Source organism: Sphingomonas sp. ABOLH, assembly GCF_003951715.1.
In the GTDB taxonomy this organism is placed as follows: Bacteria; Pseudomonadota; Alphaproteobacteria; order Sphingomonadales; family Sphingomonadaceae; genus Sphingomonas; species Sphingomonas hankookensis_A.
Genome location: NZ_QQWV01000034.1, coordinates 21,916 through 39,587 on the forward strand (window position 1 = coordinate 21,916; position 17,672 = coordinate 39,587).

Sequence of the window (17,672 nt, forward strand, 5' to 3'; positions counted from 1 at the left end):
AATCAAGACCCTGGGAGGGGACATATGGCTGCCACCAACAGGTTCGACGCGATCGTCATCGGGTCCGGCGTCAGCGGCGGGTTCGCCGCGAAGGAACTGACCGAAAAGGGCCTGCGCGTCCTGATGCTCGACCGCGGGCGCATGGTCGAGCATATCGAGGGCTATCCCTATGACGGGAAGCCGGCCTACGAGGTGCCGGCGCGCAACATGATGCCCAAGCCGCTGATGGACAGCGACTATTTCATCGCCAAGCACGGCTATGTCGCGCCGAGCAGCCGGCAGTTCTACAATGACGACCGGCTGAACCCCTATGCGTTCGACGAGGGGGAAAAATTCTACTGGATCCGCCCCGGTGCGGTCGGCGGCAAGTCGCTGATCTGGGGGCGCTGGTCGTTCCGGTGGAGTGCGGACGACTTCGCGGCGAACACGCGCGAAGGGATCGATGGCGAATGGCCGATCGGCTATGACGACGTCGCGCCCTGGTACAGCTATGTCGAGAAATATATCGGCGTGTCGGGATCGCGTGAGAACCTGCCATACCTGCCCGACAGCGAATTCCAGCCGCCGATGCCGATGAACGTCGCGGAGAAGTGGCTGAAGCAGCGGCTGGAGACCCAGTTTCCGGGGCGCAAGCTGATCCACACCCGCCTGTCCAACATGACCGAGGACAAGCCCGACCAGAACCGCAGCAAGTGCCAGTTCCGCAACCAGTGCGGCAATGGCTGTTCGTTCGGCGCCTATTTCTCGACCCAGGCGGTGACGCTGCCTGCTGCGCGGGCGACCGGGCGGTTGACGCTGCAGTCCGATGCGGTGGTCACGAACCTCGAATATGATGCCGCGCGTAAGAAAGTGACCGGGGTCCGCTTCATCGATGCGAAGACCGGCCAGGCGCAGACGGTGCAGGCCGGCATGGTGTTCCTGTGCGCATCGGCGATGGCGTCGACGCAGATTTTGATGAACTCGCGCATGGGCGGTGGCGGTCGCAGCCATTTCGACAGCAGCAGGACGCTGGGCCGCTATGTGATGGACCATATCTTCCGCGTCGGCGCGGAGGGCGAGATTCCGGGCATGACCGACCTGATCGAATTCGGGCGGCGGCCGGGCGGGGTCTATGTTCCGCGCTTCCGCAACCTGAATGGCGAGGAAGGTGTCGGCTTCCGTCGTGGCTATGGCTATCAGGGCAGCGCGCGGCGCGATCCGGCGGCTCCGGTCGGCTTCGGCAAGGATATGAAGCACGGCATGCGCCAGTACGGCCCGTGGAAGTTCGGGATGGGTGCGTTCGGCGAGTGCCTGCCCTATGCCGACAACCGGGTGTCGCTGCATGCGAACAAGGTCGACCGGTTCGGCGTGCCGCTGATGAAGTTCGACGTCACCTTCCGCGACAACGAGCTCAAGATGATGGCCGACGCCCGCATCGAGGGCGAGAAGATGCTGAAGGCCGCCGGTCTGGTGAACGTCCACAGCTATGAAGGCGCCCATGTCCCGGGCGATGCGATCCATGAAATGGGCGGCGCGCGCATGGGGGCGGACCCGCGGAGGTCGGTGCTGAACCAGTGGAGTCAGGCGCACGACGCGTCGAACCTGTACGTCACCGACGGTGCGCAGATGGCGTCGGTGTCGTGCGTCAATCCGTCGCTGACCTTCATGGCGCTGACCGCGCGTGCGGCGGACCATGCGGTGCGGACCAAGGCCTGGGCTTGAGGCGAACGAGCGGCACGGGCGTGATCGTCCGCGCCGCTTCCTTTTCGTTTACCCTGCGCCGGTAGAGCGGTCCTGATGCACGGCGGAGGCGCGATATGACCGGTCGATGGATGGAGGAACTGCGCAACAAGGTTCCGACCGGCACCGTCGACGGTGACGGCGACGCCTTTGCCGAACACCTGCGACAACGTGCCGAGGCGGCGCAGAAGGTCGAGCAGGGGCTGCTGACCGAGGTGCCGATGCTGTACGGTTCGCCGGGGCCGTATGAGCCGGAAGGCGATCCGGGGATCGTGATCGCACGGCTGCACCGCGAGGAACTGCTCCGCCGTAGCGGTGCGATGCCTGTCGTGCGCGCCGGCGAACCGCCGGAACGCCTGCCCTATGAGCGGTTCCTAATCGTGCTCGGGTTCGTCCTGGAGGCGGTGTACTTTTTCGGGCGCGACTGACGACGGGGCCGCCGGCTTGGTCAGCCCGACATGGCCGGCGGTCGCAGGCCGAGCAACGCCAGAACATGGACCGCGAGGGTTTCCGTATCCTCGGTGACGAGCGTCACGATGTCGCTCTCCCGCGCTTCGAAGCCGTTATTCGGGCCGAGATTGTCGAACGGGGTTAGCGTCACCGCATCGTCGGTTCGTTCGATATCGACGCGCCGGGCGTCGCGCATGAACGTCTTGAAATTCTTTACTGCCGCCGCATCCTGAAACGGAATGAACTGGCGCTTCCACTCTTCGGACGTCGGGTCGGGTACGTCGGCACGGGATGCTGCCAGCCCTTCGCCAATCGCCTGCGCGATTACCGTCTTCTTGGCCGACTTGCCGAACCATTTCGGATCGGTGGCGATGTTGTCCCCCGACACGGTGCGCGAGACTGGCGCGATGATGATCCGACCGTTGGTGAAATAGGCGACTGCCGATTGCTGCATCGCGCCGCTTTGCCCCCGAACGCTGGCGGGGGCAAGCGCGCCTCAGAAGCTCGGCAGGTTCGGATCGCCGTCGGGCAGCGGCTTGTGAATCCCGCATTCGACCTTGTCCCAGCCGGCCCAGCGGCCGGATCGCGGGTCTTCGCCCGGCTTTACCCGGTTGGTGCAGGGCTGGCAGCCGATCGACGGGAAACCCTGTTCGACCAGCGGGTGGCGCGGCAGGTCGTGCTGCGCGAAATAGGCGTCGATGTCGGCCGGGGTCCAGGTGATGAGCGGATTGACCTTCAACCGGCCGACCGCGTCCGAGGTATCAAGTTCGAAGCGGGGCAGGGCGGTGCGGGTTGCCGACTGGAACGCCTTGCGCCCGGTGAAGCTGGCATCGAAGCCCAGCAAGCCGCGCGCAAGCGGTTCGACCTTGCGCAGGTCGCAGCAGCCGTCCGGATCGTAGGACCAGCGCAGACCTGTTGCGTCCTTTGCTGCCAGCAGATCGGCATCGGGCGTCAGGTTGCGGAAATCGGTCAGGCCCAGCCGTTCGACCAGCAGGTCGCGATAGGCGAGCGTTTCGGGGAAATGCTTGCCGGTTTCGAGAAACAGGACAGGGACCGACGGATCGACAGAGGCGATCAGGTGCAACAACACCGCGGATTCTGCGCCGAACGACGATACGGCCGCGACGTTACCCAGCAGCCGTTCGCGCAGGGCAACGGTCAGCATTTCCTGCGTCGACACGCGGTCGAAACGGGCGTTCAGCGCCGCGGCATCGGCGGCGGTGTAGCGCGGCCCGACCGTCAGCCGGTCGCGCACGCGGATGTCGGGATCGGCATCAGCCATGGCGCAGTTTCCACACCGGGACATGCCCGTCGGCCGCGGCCTGATAGACATGGTCGTAGCGTTCGAGCACGCGGTCGAGCGCGGCGCGATCGATCGGGGCGGAGGGCGCGAAGCTGTCGAAGCCGCAGCGGCGCATCAGCGGAATCTGGTCGACGAGCACGTCGCCTTCGGCCCGCAGTTCGCCGGTATAGCCTGCCTCGCGCAGGATGCGCCCGGCCGAATAGCCGCGTCCGTCGCGGAATTTGGGGAAGCTGACCTCGATCAGGGACAGTCGGTCGAGGTACGGGAGAAGCAGACGGGCGTCGTCGCCCGCTTCGATCCGAACGGCGGTCGAGTTCGACTGACCGAGGAACGCGTCGAGGGTGACGGCGGGTTCGTCATGCGCGGCATCGTCGCGCAGGCGCAGCGGTTCGTTCATGCCGTCTCTCCATTGTCGGGCAGGCGCGCGACGACTTTCAGTTCGAAGCGGAACCCGGCGAGCCAGGTTACGCCGGTCGCGGTCAGCGCGGGCAGGGGCGCATCGCCCCAATAGGCCGGATGGTGCGCGAACAGCAGCGGCAGGACCGCTTCGGGATCGGTGGTGAAGATCTGCACATCGACGACGTCCGCCGGGGTGCAGCCGGCCCCAGCCAGCACGGCGGTCAGGTTGGCGAAGGCCAGCGCAACCTCGTCGGCGAGGTCGGGTTCGGGCGTGCCGTCGCTGCGCGCGCCGACCTGCCCGGATACGAACAACAGGCCGTTGGCGCGGATTGCCGGGGAGTAGCCGTGTTCGGCATAGAGCGCATGCGGCGCGGCCGGGAAAACGGCGGATCGCTTACCCATAAATCGCCTCCTTGAACGGTTCCATGCCGATCCGGCGATAGGTGTCGACGAAGCGCTCCCCGTCGTTCCGTTCGGCGAGATAGCGGTCGGTGACGCGCTCGATCGCGTCGACCACGCCGTCCTCCGAAAAGCCCGGGCCGGTGATCTTGCCGAGCGACACGTCCTCCGCGCCCGATCCGCCGAGCAGCAGCTGGTAGTTCTCGGTCCCCTTCCGGTCGACGCCGAGGATGCCGATATGCCCGGCATGATGGTGGCCGCAGGCGTTGATGCAGCCGCTGATCTTGAGCTTCAGTTCGCCGAGGTCCCGCTGGCGGACCGGATCGGCGAAGCGATCGGCGATCTTCTGCGCGAGCGGGATCGAGCGGGCATTGGCGAGGCTGCAATAATCGAGGCCGGGGCAGGCGATGATGTCGGTAATGAGGTCGAGATTGGCCTCGGCCAGCCCGATCGCCACCAGCCGGTCATAGACCGCGCGCAGGTCGCCCGAGCGGACATGCGGCAGGACGATGTTCTGCGCATGGGTGACGCGCAGTTCGGCGAAGCTGTACGCCTCCGCCAGATCGGCCATCGCATCGATCTGATCCGCCGAAGCGTCGCCGGGGATGCCGCCGGTCGGCTTCAGGCTGATCGTCACGATGGTGTAGCCCGCGCGCTTATGGGCGTGCGTGTTCTGGTCGAGCCACGCGGCGAAGCCGGCGTCGCTGCGATCGACCGGCGCATCGGCCGAGGTATCGGCAAAGGCGGGATCGGCGAAAAATGCGGCGATGCGGTCGAATTCGGCCTGGGGCGGATCGATGCCGAGCGTCTTGATATGGGCGAATTCTTCGGCGACCTCGGCACGATACTGGTCGACGCCGATCTCGTGGATCAGGATCTTGATCCGCGCCTTGTACATGTTGTCGCGGCGGCCGTAGCGATTGTAGACGCGCAGGCACGCTTCGAGATAGCTCATCAGGTCCGACAGCGGCACGAAGTCGTTGACCAGCGGCGCGATCATAGGCGTGCGGCCCATGCCGCCGCCGACATAGACTTCGGCCCCCGCCACGCCGTCCCGTTCGACGATGCGCAGGCCGATGTCGTGCAGGCGCATCGCGGCACGGTCTTCGTCCGCCGCGATGACCGCGATCTTGAACTTGCGCGGCAGGTAGCTGAATTCGGGGTGGAAGGTGCTCCACTGGCGCAGCAGCTCGGCCCAGGGACGCGGATCGGTCAGCTCGTCGGCGGCGGCGCCGGCGAACTGGTCCGAGCTGATGTTGCGGATGCAGTTGCCGCTGGTCTGGATGGCGTGCATCTCGACCTTCGCCAGCTTTTCCAGAATGTCGGGCGTGTCGGCCAGCTTGATCCAGTTGAACTGGAGGTTCTGACGCGTGGTGAAGTGGCCGTAACCGCGATCATAGGTCCGCGCGATGTCGGCCAGCACCCGCATCTGCGTCGACGACAGCGTGCCATAGGGGATGGCGACGCGCAGCATGTACGCGTGGAGCTGAAGATACAGGCCGTTCATCAGCCGCAGGGGCTTGAACTGATCCTCGGTCAGATGGCCCGACAGGCGGCGTTCGACCTGATCACGGAACTCCGCGACGCGGGCGTCGACGATCGACTGGTCGTAGGTGTCGTATTGGTACACTTCGAAGTCCTCTCCGTTGGCGGGGAGGGGGTGTTGCGTCAGCGATGCTGCGCTTGGGGACACCCCCCTCCACCAGCCTGCGGCTGGTCCCCCTCCCCGCGGAGCGGGGAGGAGCTTGATTAGATCACCCACGCTCCGGCGTCGGGGTCGGCGGGCTTTAGCGTCAGGTCGGTCCGCACCGTGGGGCCGAGGGCGCGGATGCGGTCCTTGATGTGCGCGGGGCGGGGGCCTTCGGGGGTTGCCACCGCGTCGATCACGTACGGCACGTTGACCCGGCGGGCGGCTTCCTCGACCAGCGCGATGCGTTCGCCGTCCTCACCGACGTCCGCCGCATCCTCGACATGGCGCGACCAGTCGCTGCCGGTCCACCAGGTCACGTCGCCGGTGGCGAGGTCGTTTCCGGTCAGCAGCTTCATGCCAGCAACTCCGCCGCTTTCGCCCAATTGCCGAGCTTGTCCTCGGCATCGGCCAGTTGCACCACTTCGCCGACGACGATCACCGCCGGGCTCTTCACATCCTCGCGCGCGACCATCGGGCCGAGATCGGCGAGCAGGGTGCGCAGCGCGCGAGCGTCGGCATAGGTGCCGCGCTCCAGCACCGCGACCGGCATGTCGGGGGCGACGCCATCGGCCATCAGCTTGTCGGCGATCGCCTCGGCAGTGGCGACGCCCATATAGATGACCAGCGTGCGACCCTGTCCGGCGAGGCCCGACCAGTCCTGTTCGCTTAAGCCCTTGCACTGGCCGGCGACGAAGCTGACCGCCGACGACCAGTCGCGATGGGTGAGCGGCAGCATCGCGCCCGCCGCACAGCCGAGCGCGGCCGAGACGCCGGGAATGACCTCTACGGTCAGGCCGGCGGCGCGGACCGCCTCGACCTCTTCACCGCCGCGACCGAAGATGAACGGGTCGCCGCCCTTCAGCCGGACGACGATCGCGCCGGTCTTCACATGGGCGACGATCAGCGCGTTGATCGATTCCTGCGGCAGGGTGTGGCGCGCGCGCTGCTTGGCGACCGAGATGCGCTGTGCGGTCGCGGGCGCGAGGTCGAGGACGCGCGGATCGATCAGCCCGTCATGGACGACGACGTCGGCGGTCTTCAGCGCCTCGACGGCGCGCACGGTCAGCAGGCCGGGATCGCCGGGACCTGCGCCGACAAGGATGACGCGCCCGCGCGCGGTCGGATCGAGTAACGTTGCCATGCTGGCGTAGATGCTGCCGGGGCGGTTCGCAGGCAACCGACGCTTGCTTGGGGGGCGGGAAGGGATTGTTTAGCAGCCTATTGGTTGCGCAGCCCGATGCCGATCGATGCGCGGACCTGCTCGGCTTCGGCCGACACGACCGGATAGGCGCAATAGTCGGCGGCATAATAGGCCGACGGGCGATGGTTGCCCGACAGGCCGATCCCGCCGAACGGTGCGCCCGACGACGCGCCGTTGGTCGGGCGGTTCCAGTTGACGATGCCGGCGCGGATGTTCGCCCAGAACCGGTCGTAGAGCTGCGGGTCGGGCGAGATGAGCGAGGCGGACAGGCCGTAGCGGGTGTTGTTCGCTTCGGCCAGGGCGTCGTCGAAACTGTCGACGCGGAACACCTGAAGCAACGGGCCGAACAGCTCGACATCGGCGCGTTCGGGCGTGTCGGACATGTCGATGATGCCCGGCGTCAGGAACGGACGCCCCTCGACCAGGCGCTGCATGAAGCGCAGCGGACGGCCCCCGCGGGCCGAAAGCGACAGGAAGCTCTCGGTCAGCTGGTCGGCGGCTTCGTTGTCGATCACCGGACCCATGAACGGCGCGGGATCGGCATGGGGTTCGCCGATGATGAGCCGTTCGCACAGCCGGTTGATCTCGGCGAGCAGCGGCTCGGCCAGACGCCGCTCGACGATCAGCCGGCGCGCGGCGGTGCATCGCTGTCCGGCGGAGGTAAAGGCCGACTGCACCACCAGCACCGCGGCAGCGTACAAATCGGGCGTGTTCCACACGATGATCGGATTGTTGCCGCCCATTTCGAGCGCGAGGATCTTGTCCGGCGTTTCGGCGAACTGGCGGTTGAGCGCGATGCCGGTCCGCGACGATCCGGTGAACAACAGGCCGTCGATATCGGGATGCGAGGCGAGTGCGCGCCCTTCATCGGGGCCGCCGATCAGCAGGCGGACGCAATCCTCCGGGACGCCGCTGGCGTGGAAGCATTCGACGAGGAACGCGCCGGTGGCCGGGGTCTTTTCCGACGGTTTGAAGACCACCGCGTTGCCGGCGATCAGCGCGGGGACGATGTGGCCGTTGGGCAGGTGTGCGGGGAAGTTGTACGGCCCGAGCACCGCCAGCACGCCATGCGGCTTGTGACGCAGCGCGGTGCGGGCGTTCATCGGCGATTCCAGCCGCCGCTGGCTGGTGCGTTCGGCATAGGCGCTGATCGAAATCTCGACCTTGGCGACGACCGTTTCGACCTCGGTGCGGGCTTCCCAGAGCGGCTTGCCGGTTTCGCGGGCGATGATGTCGGCAAAGGGTTCCGACCGGCTGCGCACCACATTGGCGAAGCGCCGCATCGCTTCGATGCGATATGCCAGCGGGCGCGATGCCCAGCCGGCCCAGCCGCCACGCGCGGCGGCGATTTCGGTGTCGACATTGCCGACCGGTCCACGCCACAGCGTCGCGCCGGTGGCGGGTTCGGTCGAGACGAGTTCGGGCATATCTAGGGTCGTCCGGTTTCAGCTTTGCCGCATCCTTGAACCAGAATGCGGGACGGCGCCAGTTTCGTGGATGATGGTTGATATCAGGTAAGCGCCGCGCCCATCCGGCGGATCGCGGCGACCTTCGCGTCGAACAGCGACCAGTCATCGGCCTCGGCGATCCGCGCCCAGATCGCCTCCACCTCGTCGATCAGCATCGAACAAGGGTTCGCGTCGGACCAGTAGGGGTGGCTGCGGTCGGTGCGCCGGTGATAGTCGGACAGGCGGGCGCGGACTTCCTCGAACGCGGCCCATTCCTCGCCTTCGGGCAGCCAGCCGCCGAATGCGTGATGATAGAAGGCGTCGATCGGCATGGCGGAGGTCGCCAGCGCGGTCGTCACCGCATCGGCGAGCGCGCGGTCTTCGTCGGCGCCGCGGGGGCGGACGCCGAGGCGCCAGAGGATGGCTTCGGCCGCCGCCCGGGCATAGCGCTCCGGGAAGGTTTCGAGGACGGCGATCAGCGGCGGGGCGTCGACGACGGTGCGCAGCGCCACCGCCAGCTGCATCGCGTTCCAGTGCATCGCATCGGGCTGCCGGCCATAGGCGTAGAGGCCGTGATGGTCGAAATAGGCGGCGGTGAAGCCGGCATCCCAGGTCGGCGCGAACCGCCACGGGCCATAGTCGAAGCTCTCGCCGGTCAGGTTGATATTGTCGGTGTTGAGGACGCCGTGGACGAAACCCGCCGCCATGAACCGCGCCGCCAGCGTCGCGATGCGGCCGACCGCTTCGTCGAACAGCTCGATCGCCGGTTCGCTGCCCGGCGTGCGGTGGTAGAGGCGGGTCAGGACATAGTCGACCAGCCGGTGCATCGCTTCCGCATCACGTTCGTATGCGAGGCGCTGAAAGGTGCCGATGCGGACATGGCTGTGGTTCAGCCGGACCAGTACCGCCGAGCGGGTGGGTGAGGGCTCGTCGCCGCGCACCAGTTCCTCGCCGGTTTCGATCAGCGAGAAGCTGCGCGAGGTGGGGACGTTCAGCGCTTCCAGCATCTCGGTAGCCAGCACTTCGCGCACGCCGCCCTTCAGTGTCAGGCGGCCGTCGCCGAACCGGCTGTACGGGGTCTGGCCCGATCCCTTGGTGCCGAGGTCGAGCAGGCGGTCATGGGTATCGGTCGCCTGCGCGAAAAGGAAGCCGCGTCCGTCGCCGATATCGGGGTTGTACGACTGGAACTGGTGGCCGTGGTAGCGGAGCGCCAGCGGTTCGGAGAGGCTGCCGGGGAGCGGTACGAAGCGGCCGAAATGGTCGATCCATTGGGCGTCGGATAGCGGAAGCGTATTCCCGCGAAGGCGGGGATCCAGGGTTTCAATCGCTGCGCTGGGCTCTGCTAGGCTCTGGACCCCCGCCTGCGCGGGGGTACGCGACGCAGGGACGATCCCGATCTGCCCCGCCGCGCGGTCGTTCCTGAAGCGCAGGGTGTGCGCCGGGAACTGGGCTGCGGCGACCGCGTCATAGAACGGGGCGCCGAGCGACAGAATATCGGTGCGGGGACGATAGCGAGCGGGTTGCGGGTTTTCGGCCATGCGGCGATATGGGGTGCGATGGCGCTTTTGGACAAGCAACGCTTCACCGATGGCTATTGGTGGTCGAACGACGGCCTCCGACTGCATTATCGCGACTATGGCGGGCAGGGCGGCGGACGCACGGACCGGCCGGCGATCCTGTGCCTGCACGGGCTGACGCGCAACGCGCGCGACTGGGAGGATGTCGCCGACCGGCTGGCCGGAGAGTGGCGGCTGATCGTGCCCGAGATGCGCGGGCGCGGCGAAAGCGGCTATGCCCGCGATCCGATGAGCTATGTGCCGCTGGTCTACCTCCAGGATGTCGAGGCGCTGCTGAACCAGCTCGAGCTGCCGCGCGTCGTCGCGTTCGGGACGTCGCTGGGCGGTATCCTGACCATGTTGCTGGCGGCGACCGATCGCGACCGGATCGCCGCGGCGCTGCTCAACGATGTCGGGCCGGAGCTGGACCCGGCGGGGCTGGGACGGATTCGCGGCTATGTCGGGAAACAGGTCAGCCATCCCACCTGGATGCACGCCGCGCGTGCGCTGGCCGAAGGGAATGGCGACGCCTATCCGACCTATCAGGTGCAGGACTGGCTGCACATGGCGAAGCGGCTGCACCGGCTGAACTCGGCCGGGCGGATCATCCTCGACTATGACATGAAGATCGCCGAGCCGTTCCGCGTGCCGGGCAACGAGGCGGGGCCGGACATGTGGCGCGCCTATGAGGCGCTGGCGGGCAAGCCGGTCGGTATCCTGCGCGGGAGACTGTCGGATATCCTGCCGGCGACCGTGGCGGAGGCGATGGTAACGCGGCTGGACGGGGCGGAGCTGACGACGGTCGCCGATGTCGGCCATGCCCCGGTCCTGACCGAGCCGGAGTCGGTCGCGGCGATCGACCGGCTGCTGGCGCGGGTCGCCGGCCAGTGAGCGTGCCGGTCCGCATCCTCCACCTGCATTCGTCCTTCGCCTATGGCGGCAAGGAAGCGCGGGCGATCCGGCTGATGCATGCCTGGGGCGACCGCGCGGTGCATACGATCGTGTCGGGCGTGCCGGAGCGTACCGAGGCGCGCTCGGCCATCGCGGACTATATCCGCTACGAAATCGCGCAGAATCCGCCGCCGCTGACCGGCAAGCCGTCGGTCGCGCGGTACGAGGCGATCGCGAAATATATGCGCCGCTTCGATCTGGTGCTGACCTATAATTGGGGGGCGATCGACGGGGTGATGGCGAAGCGGGTCTTCGCCAGGGGCACGCCGCCGGTGGTCCATCACGAGGACGGCTTCAACGAGGACGAGGCGACCCGACTGAACCCGGTGCGCAACCTGTATCGCCGGTTCGCGCTTGGCGCAGCGGAGGCGCTGGTCGTGCCGTCGCAGCGGTTGATGCAGGTCGCGGGGGGGCCGTGGAAACAGCCCGACCACCGGCTGCACCTGATCGGCAACGGCATCCCGGTCGAGCGCTATGCCGAACCGGTCGCGGCGGATGCCATTCCGGGGCTGAAGCGCAAGCCGGGCGAGGTGGTGATCGGCACCGTCGCTGGCCTGCGCGAGGTGAAGGACCTGCCGCTGCTGGTCCGCGCGGTCGGCGGGATCGCGGTCAAGGTGCGGCTGGTCATCGTCGGCGAGGGGCCGGAGCGGCAGGCGATCCTCGACGCGGCGGAGGCGATGGGGATCGACGACCGGGTCGTGCTGCCCGGCTTCCTGCCCGAACCCTATCGCTATATGGGGCTGTTCGACATCTTCGCCCTGTCGTCGCGCAGCGAGCAGCAGCCGATTTCGGTGATGGAGGCGATGGCGACCGGCCTGCCGGTGGTCGCGCCGCCGGTCGGCGATATCATGGCGATGGTGGCGGACGAGAACCATCCGTTCATGGGCATCGACCGGCACGAGGTGCATCTGCGCGACCGGTTGCAGACGCTTGCGGTCGACGCCGACGCGCGCCGACGGGTGGGGGAGGCGAACCTCGCCAAGGCACGGGCGGAGTTCGACGAGGCGAAGATGATCGCCGCGTACAAGGCGCTGTACGAGCGGGCGCTGGGGCGGCTGGGGGCGTTGGGGTAGGCGATTATCGGGACCCGCTTGCCGATGGTACCTCGCCGTTGCACCCCACCATCGAGAAGCGCTTGATCGCGGGGTCGTACCGGATGGTTAGCTGGGCACAGCCACCGTCACTTATCATCGGGAGCATGTCGGGCGTGGCATGCCAGTATCTTCTGCCCGCTCCGCCCCATTGTTCGCGAGACAAGGCATTCATCGCCTTGATGTCCTCGATCTCGCGCGCGGTGGGTGCACGCCGATTGCCTCTGGTGAATGCCGCCACGTCCTCCTGCCAGTCGGTCGGTTCGATCGGAATGACGTAAACTGCCTCCACCGCGGTCGGGCTGCGGAACGCGTAGTGGCGAGCATAGGTTCGCATGGGATAGGCGTCGTCCGGCAGGCTGATCGTTCGCTCGATCTCCTCCATCAGCACCTGCTCACGGCCCGGCGGAGCGGCGCAACTGGCGGCGGGGAAGGCAAAGGCCAGGAGCAGGAGACGGGCGCGCATATCGCACGATAACGTGCCGGCCGATCGACGCCACGCAATTTGCTCGCCATCGGGCGCTGCTGGCAGTAATGACGGCCGGATGCGGTGGCGCGATGCGTGCCGCAACGAAGTTCCCGTTGGAGGTCGCGTTGTTCAAAGGTCTGTCGCCCATCGTCTATAACGGCCGCGAAGTCTGGCCGCTGATCGAAGGGGGCAAGGGCGTTGCCGCGACCAATCACGCATCGGCTGGCGCCTGGGCGGCGGCGGGCGGCATCGGCACCGTCTCGGCGGTCAATGCCGACAGCTATGACGCCGAGGGCAAGATCGTGCCCCAGGTGTACAAGGCGCTGACCCGCCGCGAACGCCATGAGGAACTGATCGAATATGCGATCGAGGGCGCGGTGCAGCAGGTGCGGCGCGCGTGGGAGATCGCCGGCGGCAAGGGCGCGATCAACATCAACGTGCTGTGGGAAATGGGCGGTGCCCAGCGCATCCTGCATGGCGTGCTGGAGCGGACGCGTGGGCTGGTGTCGGGCGTGACCTGCGGCGCGGGCATGCCGTACAAGCTGTCGGAGATCACCGCGTCCTACGGCGTCAGCTATCTGCCGATCGTGTCGTCGGGCCGGGCGTTCCGCGCGCTGTGGAAGCGCGCCTATTCCAAGGCGTCGGAATGGCTGGCGGCGGTCGTCTATGAGGATCCGTGGCTGGCCGGCGGGCATAACGGCCTGTCGAATGCCGAGAACCCGCTGGAGCCGCAGGACCCGTACCCCCGCGTCCGCGACCTGCGCGCGACGATGCGCGAGGGCGGCATCTCGGACGACGTGCCGATCGTGATGGCCGGCGGCGTGTGGTATCTGCGCGACTGGAACGACTGGATCGACAATCCCGAGCTCGGCAAGATCGCGTTCCAGTTCGGCACCCGGCCGCTGTTGACGCAGGAAAGCCCGATCCCGCCCGAATGGAAGGCGAAGCTGATGGAGATCGAGGAGGGCGAGGTGCTGCTGCACCGGTTCAGCCCGACCGGTTTCTATTCGTCGGCGGTGCGCAACCCGTTCCTGCGCAACCTCGAGGCCCGGTCCGAGCGGCAGATCGCTTTCTCGACGCAGGAGGCGGGCGACCATGTCTTCCAGCTCGACGTCGGGGTGAAGGGCAAGAATTTCTGGGTGACGCAGGGCGACCTGCTGCGCGCGCGCGAATGGTTCGGCATGGGCTTCACCGACGCGCTGAAGACGCCGGACAATACTTTGGTGTTCGTGACGCCCGAAGAAAAGGGCATCATCCGGAAGGATCAGGCGGACTGCATGGGCTGCCTGTCGCAGTGCAGCTTTTCGAGCTGGGCCGATAGCGAGACGAACTCGACCGGGCGGCTGGCCGATCCGCGCAGCTTCTGCATCCAGAAGACGTTGCAGGACATCGCCCATGGCGGCCCGACCGACCAGAATCTGATGTTCGCGGGACACGCCGCATACAATTTCAAGCGCGATCCCTTCTATTCGAACGGGTTCGTGCCGAGCGTGAAGCAGCTGGTCGACCGTATCCTGACCGGGGATTGATCGGCGATCCCTGCCGGCATGGCGCAAAGGTAACGGGCCGGGGTAGCGAAGGCGCTACCCCGGCCTTTCCATATCAGTCGTCGGCGACGGTGCCGACCACCGCACCGCCGACGCCACCGACCGCCGCGCCCTTCTCGACATTGCCGCCGGTCGCTGCGGCGATGCCGGCGCCGCCCGCTGCGCCGATCGCGCCGCCGCGCAGGGTCGAGCAGGCGGCCAGCGAACTGCCGGCGGCGAGGGCGAGGGCGATGGTTGCGAGCTTCTTCATCGGGTTACTCCTGTTTACGCGATGCCCGGGCAATGATTTTCGGGCGGCCGGGGTTCCCAAGCGTCACCACTGCAACACAAAGAAACATTGCAGGTGCCATTCAGCTTGCGCAGGATAGATTGTGCCCATGAAGTCCGCGCTGATCGTCCGCCACGTCCCCTATGAAGGCTGCGCCGGATACCGCGCGCCGGTGGAGGCGGCGGGATATGTCATCGACCGGATCGACGTCACCGACCCGAGCTTCGCCACCGCCGACCTGACCCGGCCCGACCTGCTGATCGTGATGGGCGGGCCGATGGGGGTGTATGACGTCGCCGAGCACCCGTGGATACCGGGCGAGATCGCCGCATTGTCACGGCGGCTGGCGGCGGACCGGCCGACGCTGGGCATCTGTCTCGGCGCGCAGATGATGGCGGCGGCGCTGGGATCGCCCGTTTCCCGGGGGACCGGGTGCGAGATCGGCTTTGCGCCCATCGACCTGGCGCCGGGGGTGGAGTCGCCGCTGGCCCATGTCGCCGGGGTGCCGGTGCTGCACTGGCATGGCGATACGTTCGACCTGCCGGAAGGGACCGAATTGCTGGCGACGACGCCGCGTTATCGGCAGGGGTTCCGGCGGGGGCGCAACCTGCTGGCACTCCAATTCCATGCTGAGATGGGCGAGGATGCGCGGTTCGAAGCGTGGCTCGACTATCTCGACTGCCCGACGCATCGCGGCGTCCTGACCGAAGAATATCGCACGCTGGGACCGGCGGCGGTGCGCGCGGGGCAGGCGATGATTGCCGAATGGCTGAGTAGCTTGAAGGGCTGAATATTTTTTCCCAAGTTCACTAAGTTCACACTCGTGCGCTGTTTGCGTGGCGTATGGAGCGGTGCCGTCGAAGAGCACGTCCCGCAACCGGGCCATCGGGCAGATTGGCAGCGAAGGTCGCTGTAGGAAAGCGCTCGCTCCGTCCGGAGGATGGTCCGGTTTCCCGGCAGCGACGTGTCACCCTCTCGGAGGCTGGGGTCTGAAGCTACTCTTGCTGTGCTACCGCAAAGAAGTCCCGGCGCTCATTGGCGGGACGCCTGCTCCCAGGAGGATGAATCGGGCTTTTGGGTGGCTGCACCGACTGGATCGCGCAGGACGGCCGTCCTATCGTCGGCTTTCCCGCTGAGATGCCGGACGAGGTGCGATGGCAGAGAAGCTCGTGTTCCGAACCGGATGGCCCAAGCGCCTGCTGAGCTGGTTCATCATTCTGGCCGGATCGGCGGCACTGATCGCGCTGGTAGAGGCGATGGTGCGGCACTGGGCGACATTGCCCGCGGCTGAAATCTGGTCCGGGCTGGCGATCGGACTGGTCATTCTCGGCTTCGTAATCGGTGGGTTCGCGATCCAGGATTTCAGCTGGACGCTGGATGGCGACGTCATCCGCATGAACCGGCTGTACCGAGAGCGGACGATCGACCTGCGGAACGTCGAAGGCTTTGGCCGGACGGTGTTCGTCCTGGGCGTGTTTCCGGTGGCGCATATCGATCTGTATGACGGGCGGTTGCAGCAAGTCGCGCGCATCCCGATCGATTTTCGCGACCTTCCCGTTGCGGAAAGACGGCTGGCAATGCGCTTTCGGCAGGTCGTGGACGACGGGAGCGCCGCCTTTCCGAAGCGCCGGTTCGTGGAGGACGAGTAGCGGCCGGTCATCCGGGCGGAAGGGCAGCCTTCAAACGCCGGGCGATGGCGTCCATTTCGGCGCGGGTCGGGTTGCTTCTGGGGTCCGGGGCTGTGTTCGGGATGACGTGCAGGTGAAAGTGGCAGACATGCTGGCTGACGGCATTGTTCTGCTGCACCGCGAACCCGGTGCTGCCCAGCGCACGCTGCTGCGCGGTCGCCACGCGTTTGGCCATCCGCATGACGGCCAGCATGTCGCGGTCGCTCAGCTCGTAGAGGTTGCGGACCGGCGCCTTGGGGATCACCAGCGCATGGCCCGGACGTTTCCAGTCGATCGGGACGATCGCCATCACGCGCGCGTTTTCGGCGATGATCGAGGCGGGGATTTCGTGGCGCAGGATGCGGGCGAAGGCATTGTCGGTGCGATAGGGCGCGGATAGTGGGCAGACGATCGGCTTGTCCGCTTCGGCTTGTTGCGCGGCCGGCATGGCGACGGTTCCGCCGGTCGGCGCGACGATCGGGATCAGTCCTGAGGCAATCGATCTCCACCGCATCGCCTGTCCCCAATGATCCTACCGCAACCCGTCCAGCACCTGATCCGGCGGGCGGTGGCCGTCCGCCCAGACGCGGATGTTGGTGATCACCTTTTCCCCCATCGCCACGCGGCCCTCCAGCGTGGCCGATCCCATGTGCGGGGTCATCACGACATTGGGCAGCGCCAGCAGACGGGGGTCGATGGCGGGTTCGTGCGCCCAGACGTCGAGGCCCGCGCCGGCGAGGCGTCCGCGTTCGAGGGCATCGACCAGCGCCTCTTCGTCGACGATGCCGCCGCGCGAGGCGTTGATCAGATAGACGTGGCGGCGCAGCCGGGCGATGCGGTTCTCGTTGAGCAGGTTTTCGCTGTCTGCATTGCGCGGGGTGTGGATCGTCAGCAGGTCGATGACGCCCAGCATCTCGTCGAGGTCGGCATGCCAGGTGGCGCCGAGTTCGGCCTCGACCGTTTCGGGCAGGCGGTGGCGGTTGTGGTAATGGATCGACAGGCCGAAGGCACGGGCGCGGCGTGCGACGGCCTGGCCGATGCGGCCCATGCCGACGATGCCCAGCGCCTTGCCGCCGATGCGGTGGCCGAGCATGCCGCTGGGGCTCCAGCCCTTCCATTCGCCCGAGCGGACCAGCTTTTCCCCTTCGGCCAGCCGGCGCGGCACGGCGAGGATGAGCGCCATCACCATGTCGGCGGTATCCTCGGTCAGGACGCCGGGGGTGTTGGTGACTAGGATGCGGCGGGCGTGGGCCGCCTTCAGGTCGATATGGTTCACGCCCGCGCCGTAATTGGCGATCAGGCGCAGGCGATCGGGCGCGGCGGCGATCAGCTCGGCGTCGATGACGTCGGTGACGGCGGGGACCAGCACGTCGCAGTCCGCCATCGCGGCGGCCAGTTCGTCGCGGGAAAGGGCATGGTCGTCGGGGCTGAACACCGTGTCGAACAGCGTCGCCATCCGCCCCTCCGTCGCCGCCGGCAACCGCCGCGTCACCTGGACTCGGGGGGTGCGGGGC

At 67.1% G+C, this 17,672-nt stretch carries 20 protein-coding genes; 7 read left to right on the forward strand and 13 right to left on the reverse strand.

The annotated features are described in order from the left end of the window. Positions 1–24: 24 nt before the first annotated feature. Positions 25–1,701, forward strand: a complete 1,677-nt coding sequence (locus tag CA237_RS14405; protein WP_066694271.1) for a GMC family oxidoreductase — start codon at positions 25–27, stop codon at positions 1,699–1,701. A gap of 95 nt (positions 1,702–1,796) precedes the next feature. Continuing rightward, entirely contained in the window at positions 1,797–2,147 is a 351-nt protein-coding gene (locus CA237_RS14410) for a hypothetical protein (protein ID WP_126014460.1), read from the forward strand. Between the two features lie 20 nt (positions 2,148–2,167). On the opposite strand, the gene CA237_RS14415 is transcribed toward CA237_RS14410, so the two are convergent. The 9 genes from CA237_RS14415 to CA237_RS14455 all read right to left on the reverse strand — a co-directional run bounded on the left by CA237_RS14415 (position 2,168) and on the right by CA237_RS14455 (position 10,147). Beyond that, positions 2,168–2,623 carry a hypothetical protein gene (locus CA237_RS14415; protein ID WP_066694269.1) on the reverse strand — a complete coding sequence of 152 codons (456 nt, stop codon included), beginning with the start codon at positions 2,621–2,623 and terminating at the stop codon, positions 2,168–2,170. Positions 2,624–2,665: 42 nt separating this feature from the next. Further along, entirely contained in the window at positions 2,666–3,451 is a 786-nt protein-coding gene (locus CA237_RS14420) for a phosphoadenylyl-sulfate reductase (RefSeq protein ID WP_066694268.1), read from the reverse strand. Continuing rightward, on the reverse strand, positions 3,444–3,869 hold the full coding sequence (locus CA237_RS14425; RefSeq protein WP_066694267.1) for a DUF934 domain-containing protein: 426 nt from the start codon (positions 3,867–3,869) through the stop codon (positions 3,444–3,446). The genes CA237_RS14420 and CA237_RS14425 overlap by 8 nt, the downstream gene beginning before the upstream one ends. Beyond that, on the reverse strand, positions 3,866–4,273 hold the full coding sequence (locus CA237_RS14430) for a Rid family hydrolase (RefSeq protein ID WP_066694265.1): 408 nt from the start codon (positions 4,271–4,273) through the stop codon (positions 3,866–3,868). The genes CA237_RS14425 and CA237_RS14430 overlap by 4 nt, the downstream gene beginning before the upstream one ends. Further along, on the reverse strand, positions 4,266–5,900 hold the full coding sequence (locus CA237_RS14435) for a nitrite/sulfite reductase (RefSeq protein ID WP_126014462.1): 1,635 nt from the start codon (positions 5,898–5,900) through the stop codon (positions 4,266–4,268). Before CA237_RS14435 ends, CA237_RS14430 begins: the two co-directional genes overlap by 8 nt. A gap of 119 nt (positions 5,901–6,019) precedes the next feature. Further along, positions 6,020–6,316, reverse strand: coding sequence for a DUF2849 domain-containing protein (locus tag CA237_RS14440; RefSeq protein WP_126014464.1), 297 nt, complete (start codon positions 6,314–6,316; stop codon positions 6,020–6,022). Continuing rightward, positions 6,313–7,101, reverse strand: a complete 789-nt coding sequence (cobA, locus tag CA237_RS14445) for a uroporphyrinogen-III C-methyltransferase (protein ID WP_066694261.1) — start codon at positions 7,099–7,101, stop codon at positions 6,313–6,315. Before cobA ends, CA237_RS14440 begins: the two co-directional genes overlap by 4 nt. A 77-nt stretch (positions 7,102–7,178) precedes the next feature. Then, on the reverse strand, positions 7,179–8,588 hold the full coding sequence (gene astD / locus CA237_RS14450; protein ID WP_066694259.1) for a succinylglutamate-semialdehyde dehydrogenase: 1,410 nt from the start codon (positions 8,586–8,588) through the stop codon (positions 7,179–7,181). A gap of 83 nt (positions 8,589–8,671) precedes the next feature. Next, a complete protein-coding gene (locus CA237_RS14455) occupies positions 8,672–10,147 on the reverse strand; it encodes a protein adenylyltransferase SelO family protein (protein ID WP_126014465.1) in 1,476 nt (491 codons plus the stop codon). Positions 10,148–10,165: 18 nt separating this feature from the next. Between CA237_RS14455 and CA237_RS14460 the strand changes: the two genes are divergently transcribed. Next, positions 10,166–11,056 carry an alpha/beta hydrolase gene (locus tag CA237_RS14460; RefSeq protein ID WP_066694241.1) on the forward strand — a complete coding sequence of 297 codons (891 nt, stop codon included), beginning with the start codon at positions 10,166–10,168 and terminating at the stop codon, positions 11,054–11,056. Continuing rightward, positions 11,053–12,189, forward strand: coding sequence for a glycosyltransferase family 4 protein (locus CA237_RS14465; RefSeq protein ID WP_066694236.1), 1,137 nt, complete (start codon positions 11,053–11,055; stop codon positions 12,187–12,189). Before CA237_RS14460 ends, CA237_RS14465 begins: the two co-directional genes overlap by 4 nt. Before the next feature lie 4 nt (positions 12,190–12,193). On the opposite strand, the gene CA237_RS14470 is transcribed toward CA237_RS14465, so the two are convergent. Continuing rightward, on the reverse strand, positions 12,194–12,778 hold the full coding sequence (locus tag CA237_RS14470) for a hypothetical protein (RefSeq protein ID WP_164523882.1): 585 nt from the start codon (positions 12,776–12,778) through the stop codon (positions 12,194–12,196). A 23-nt stretch (positions 12,779–12,801) separates the two neighbouring features. On the opposite strand from CA237_RS14470, the gene CA237_RS14475 reads away from it, so the two are divergent. Further along, entirely contained in the window at positions 12,802–14,205 is a 1,404-nt protein-coding gene (locus CA237_RS14475; RefSeq protein ID WP_066694568.1) for a nitronate monooxygenase, read from the forward strand. 73 nt (positions 14,206–14,278) lie between these two features. On the opposite strand, the gene CA237_RS14480 is transcribed toward CA237_RS14475, so the two are convergent. Beyond that, positions 14,279–14,473 (reverse strand): hypothetical protein, encoded by a 195-nt coding sequence (locus CA237_RS14480; protein WP_066694232.1) that lies wholly within the window; start codon positions 14,471–14,473, stop codon positions 14,279–14,281. 127 nt (positions 14,474–14,600) lie between these two features. Between CA237_RS14480 and CA237_RS14485 the strand changes: the two genes are divergently transcribed. Beyond that, entirely contained in the window at positions 14,601–15,281 is a 681-nt protein-coding gene (locus tag CA237_RS14485) for a GMP synthase (RefSeq protein WP_066694230.1), read from the forward strand. A gap of 364 nt (positions 15,282–15,645) precedes the next feature. Continuing rightward, complete coding sequence (locus CA237_RS14490) at positions 15,646–16,140, forward strand: hypothetical protein (RefSeq protein ID WP_066694221.1); 495 nt, start codon at positions 15,646–15,648, stop codon at positions 16,138–16,140. Positions 16,141–16,147: 7 nt separating this feature from the next. Here the strand turns inward: CA237_RS14490 and CA237_RS14495 are convergent, their stop codons facing one another. Both CA237_RS14495 and CA237_RS14500 read right to left on the reverse strand, forming a co-directional pair. After that, the gene (locus CA237_RS14495; RefSeq protein WP_066694218.1) at positions 16,148–16,672 is read right to left on the reverse strand and encodes an HIT domain-containing protein; all 525 of its coding nucleotides are present in this window, start codon (positions 16,670–16,672) and stop codon (positions 16,148–16,150) included. A gap of 18 nt (positions 16,673–16,690) precedes the next feature. Beyond that, a partial coding sequence (locus tag CA237_RS14500) for a D-glycerate dehydrogenase (protein ID WP_241215499.1) occupies positions 16,691–17,672 on the reverse strand: 982 nt, incomplete at its 5' end.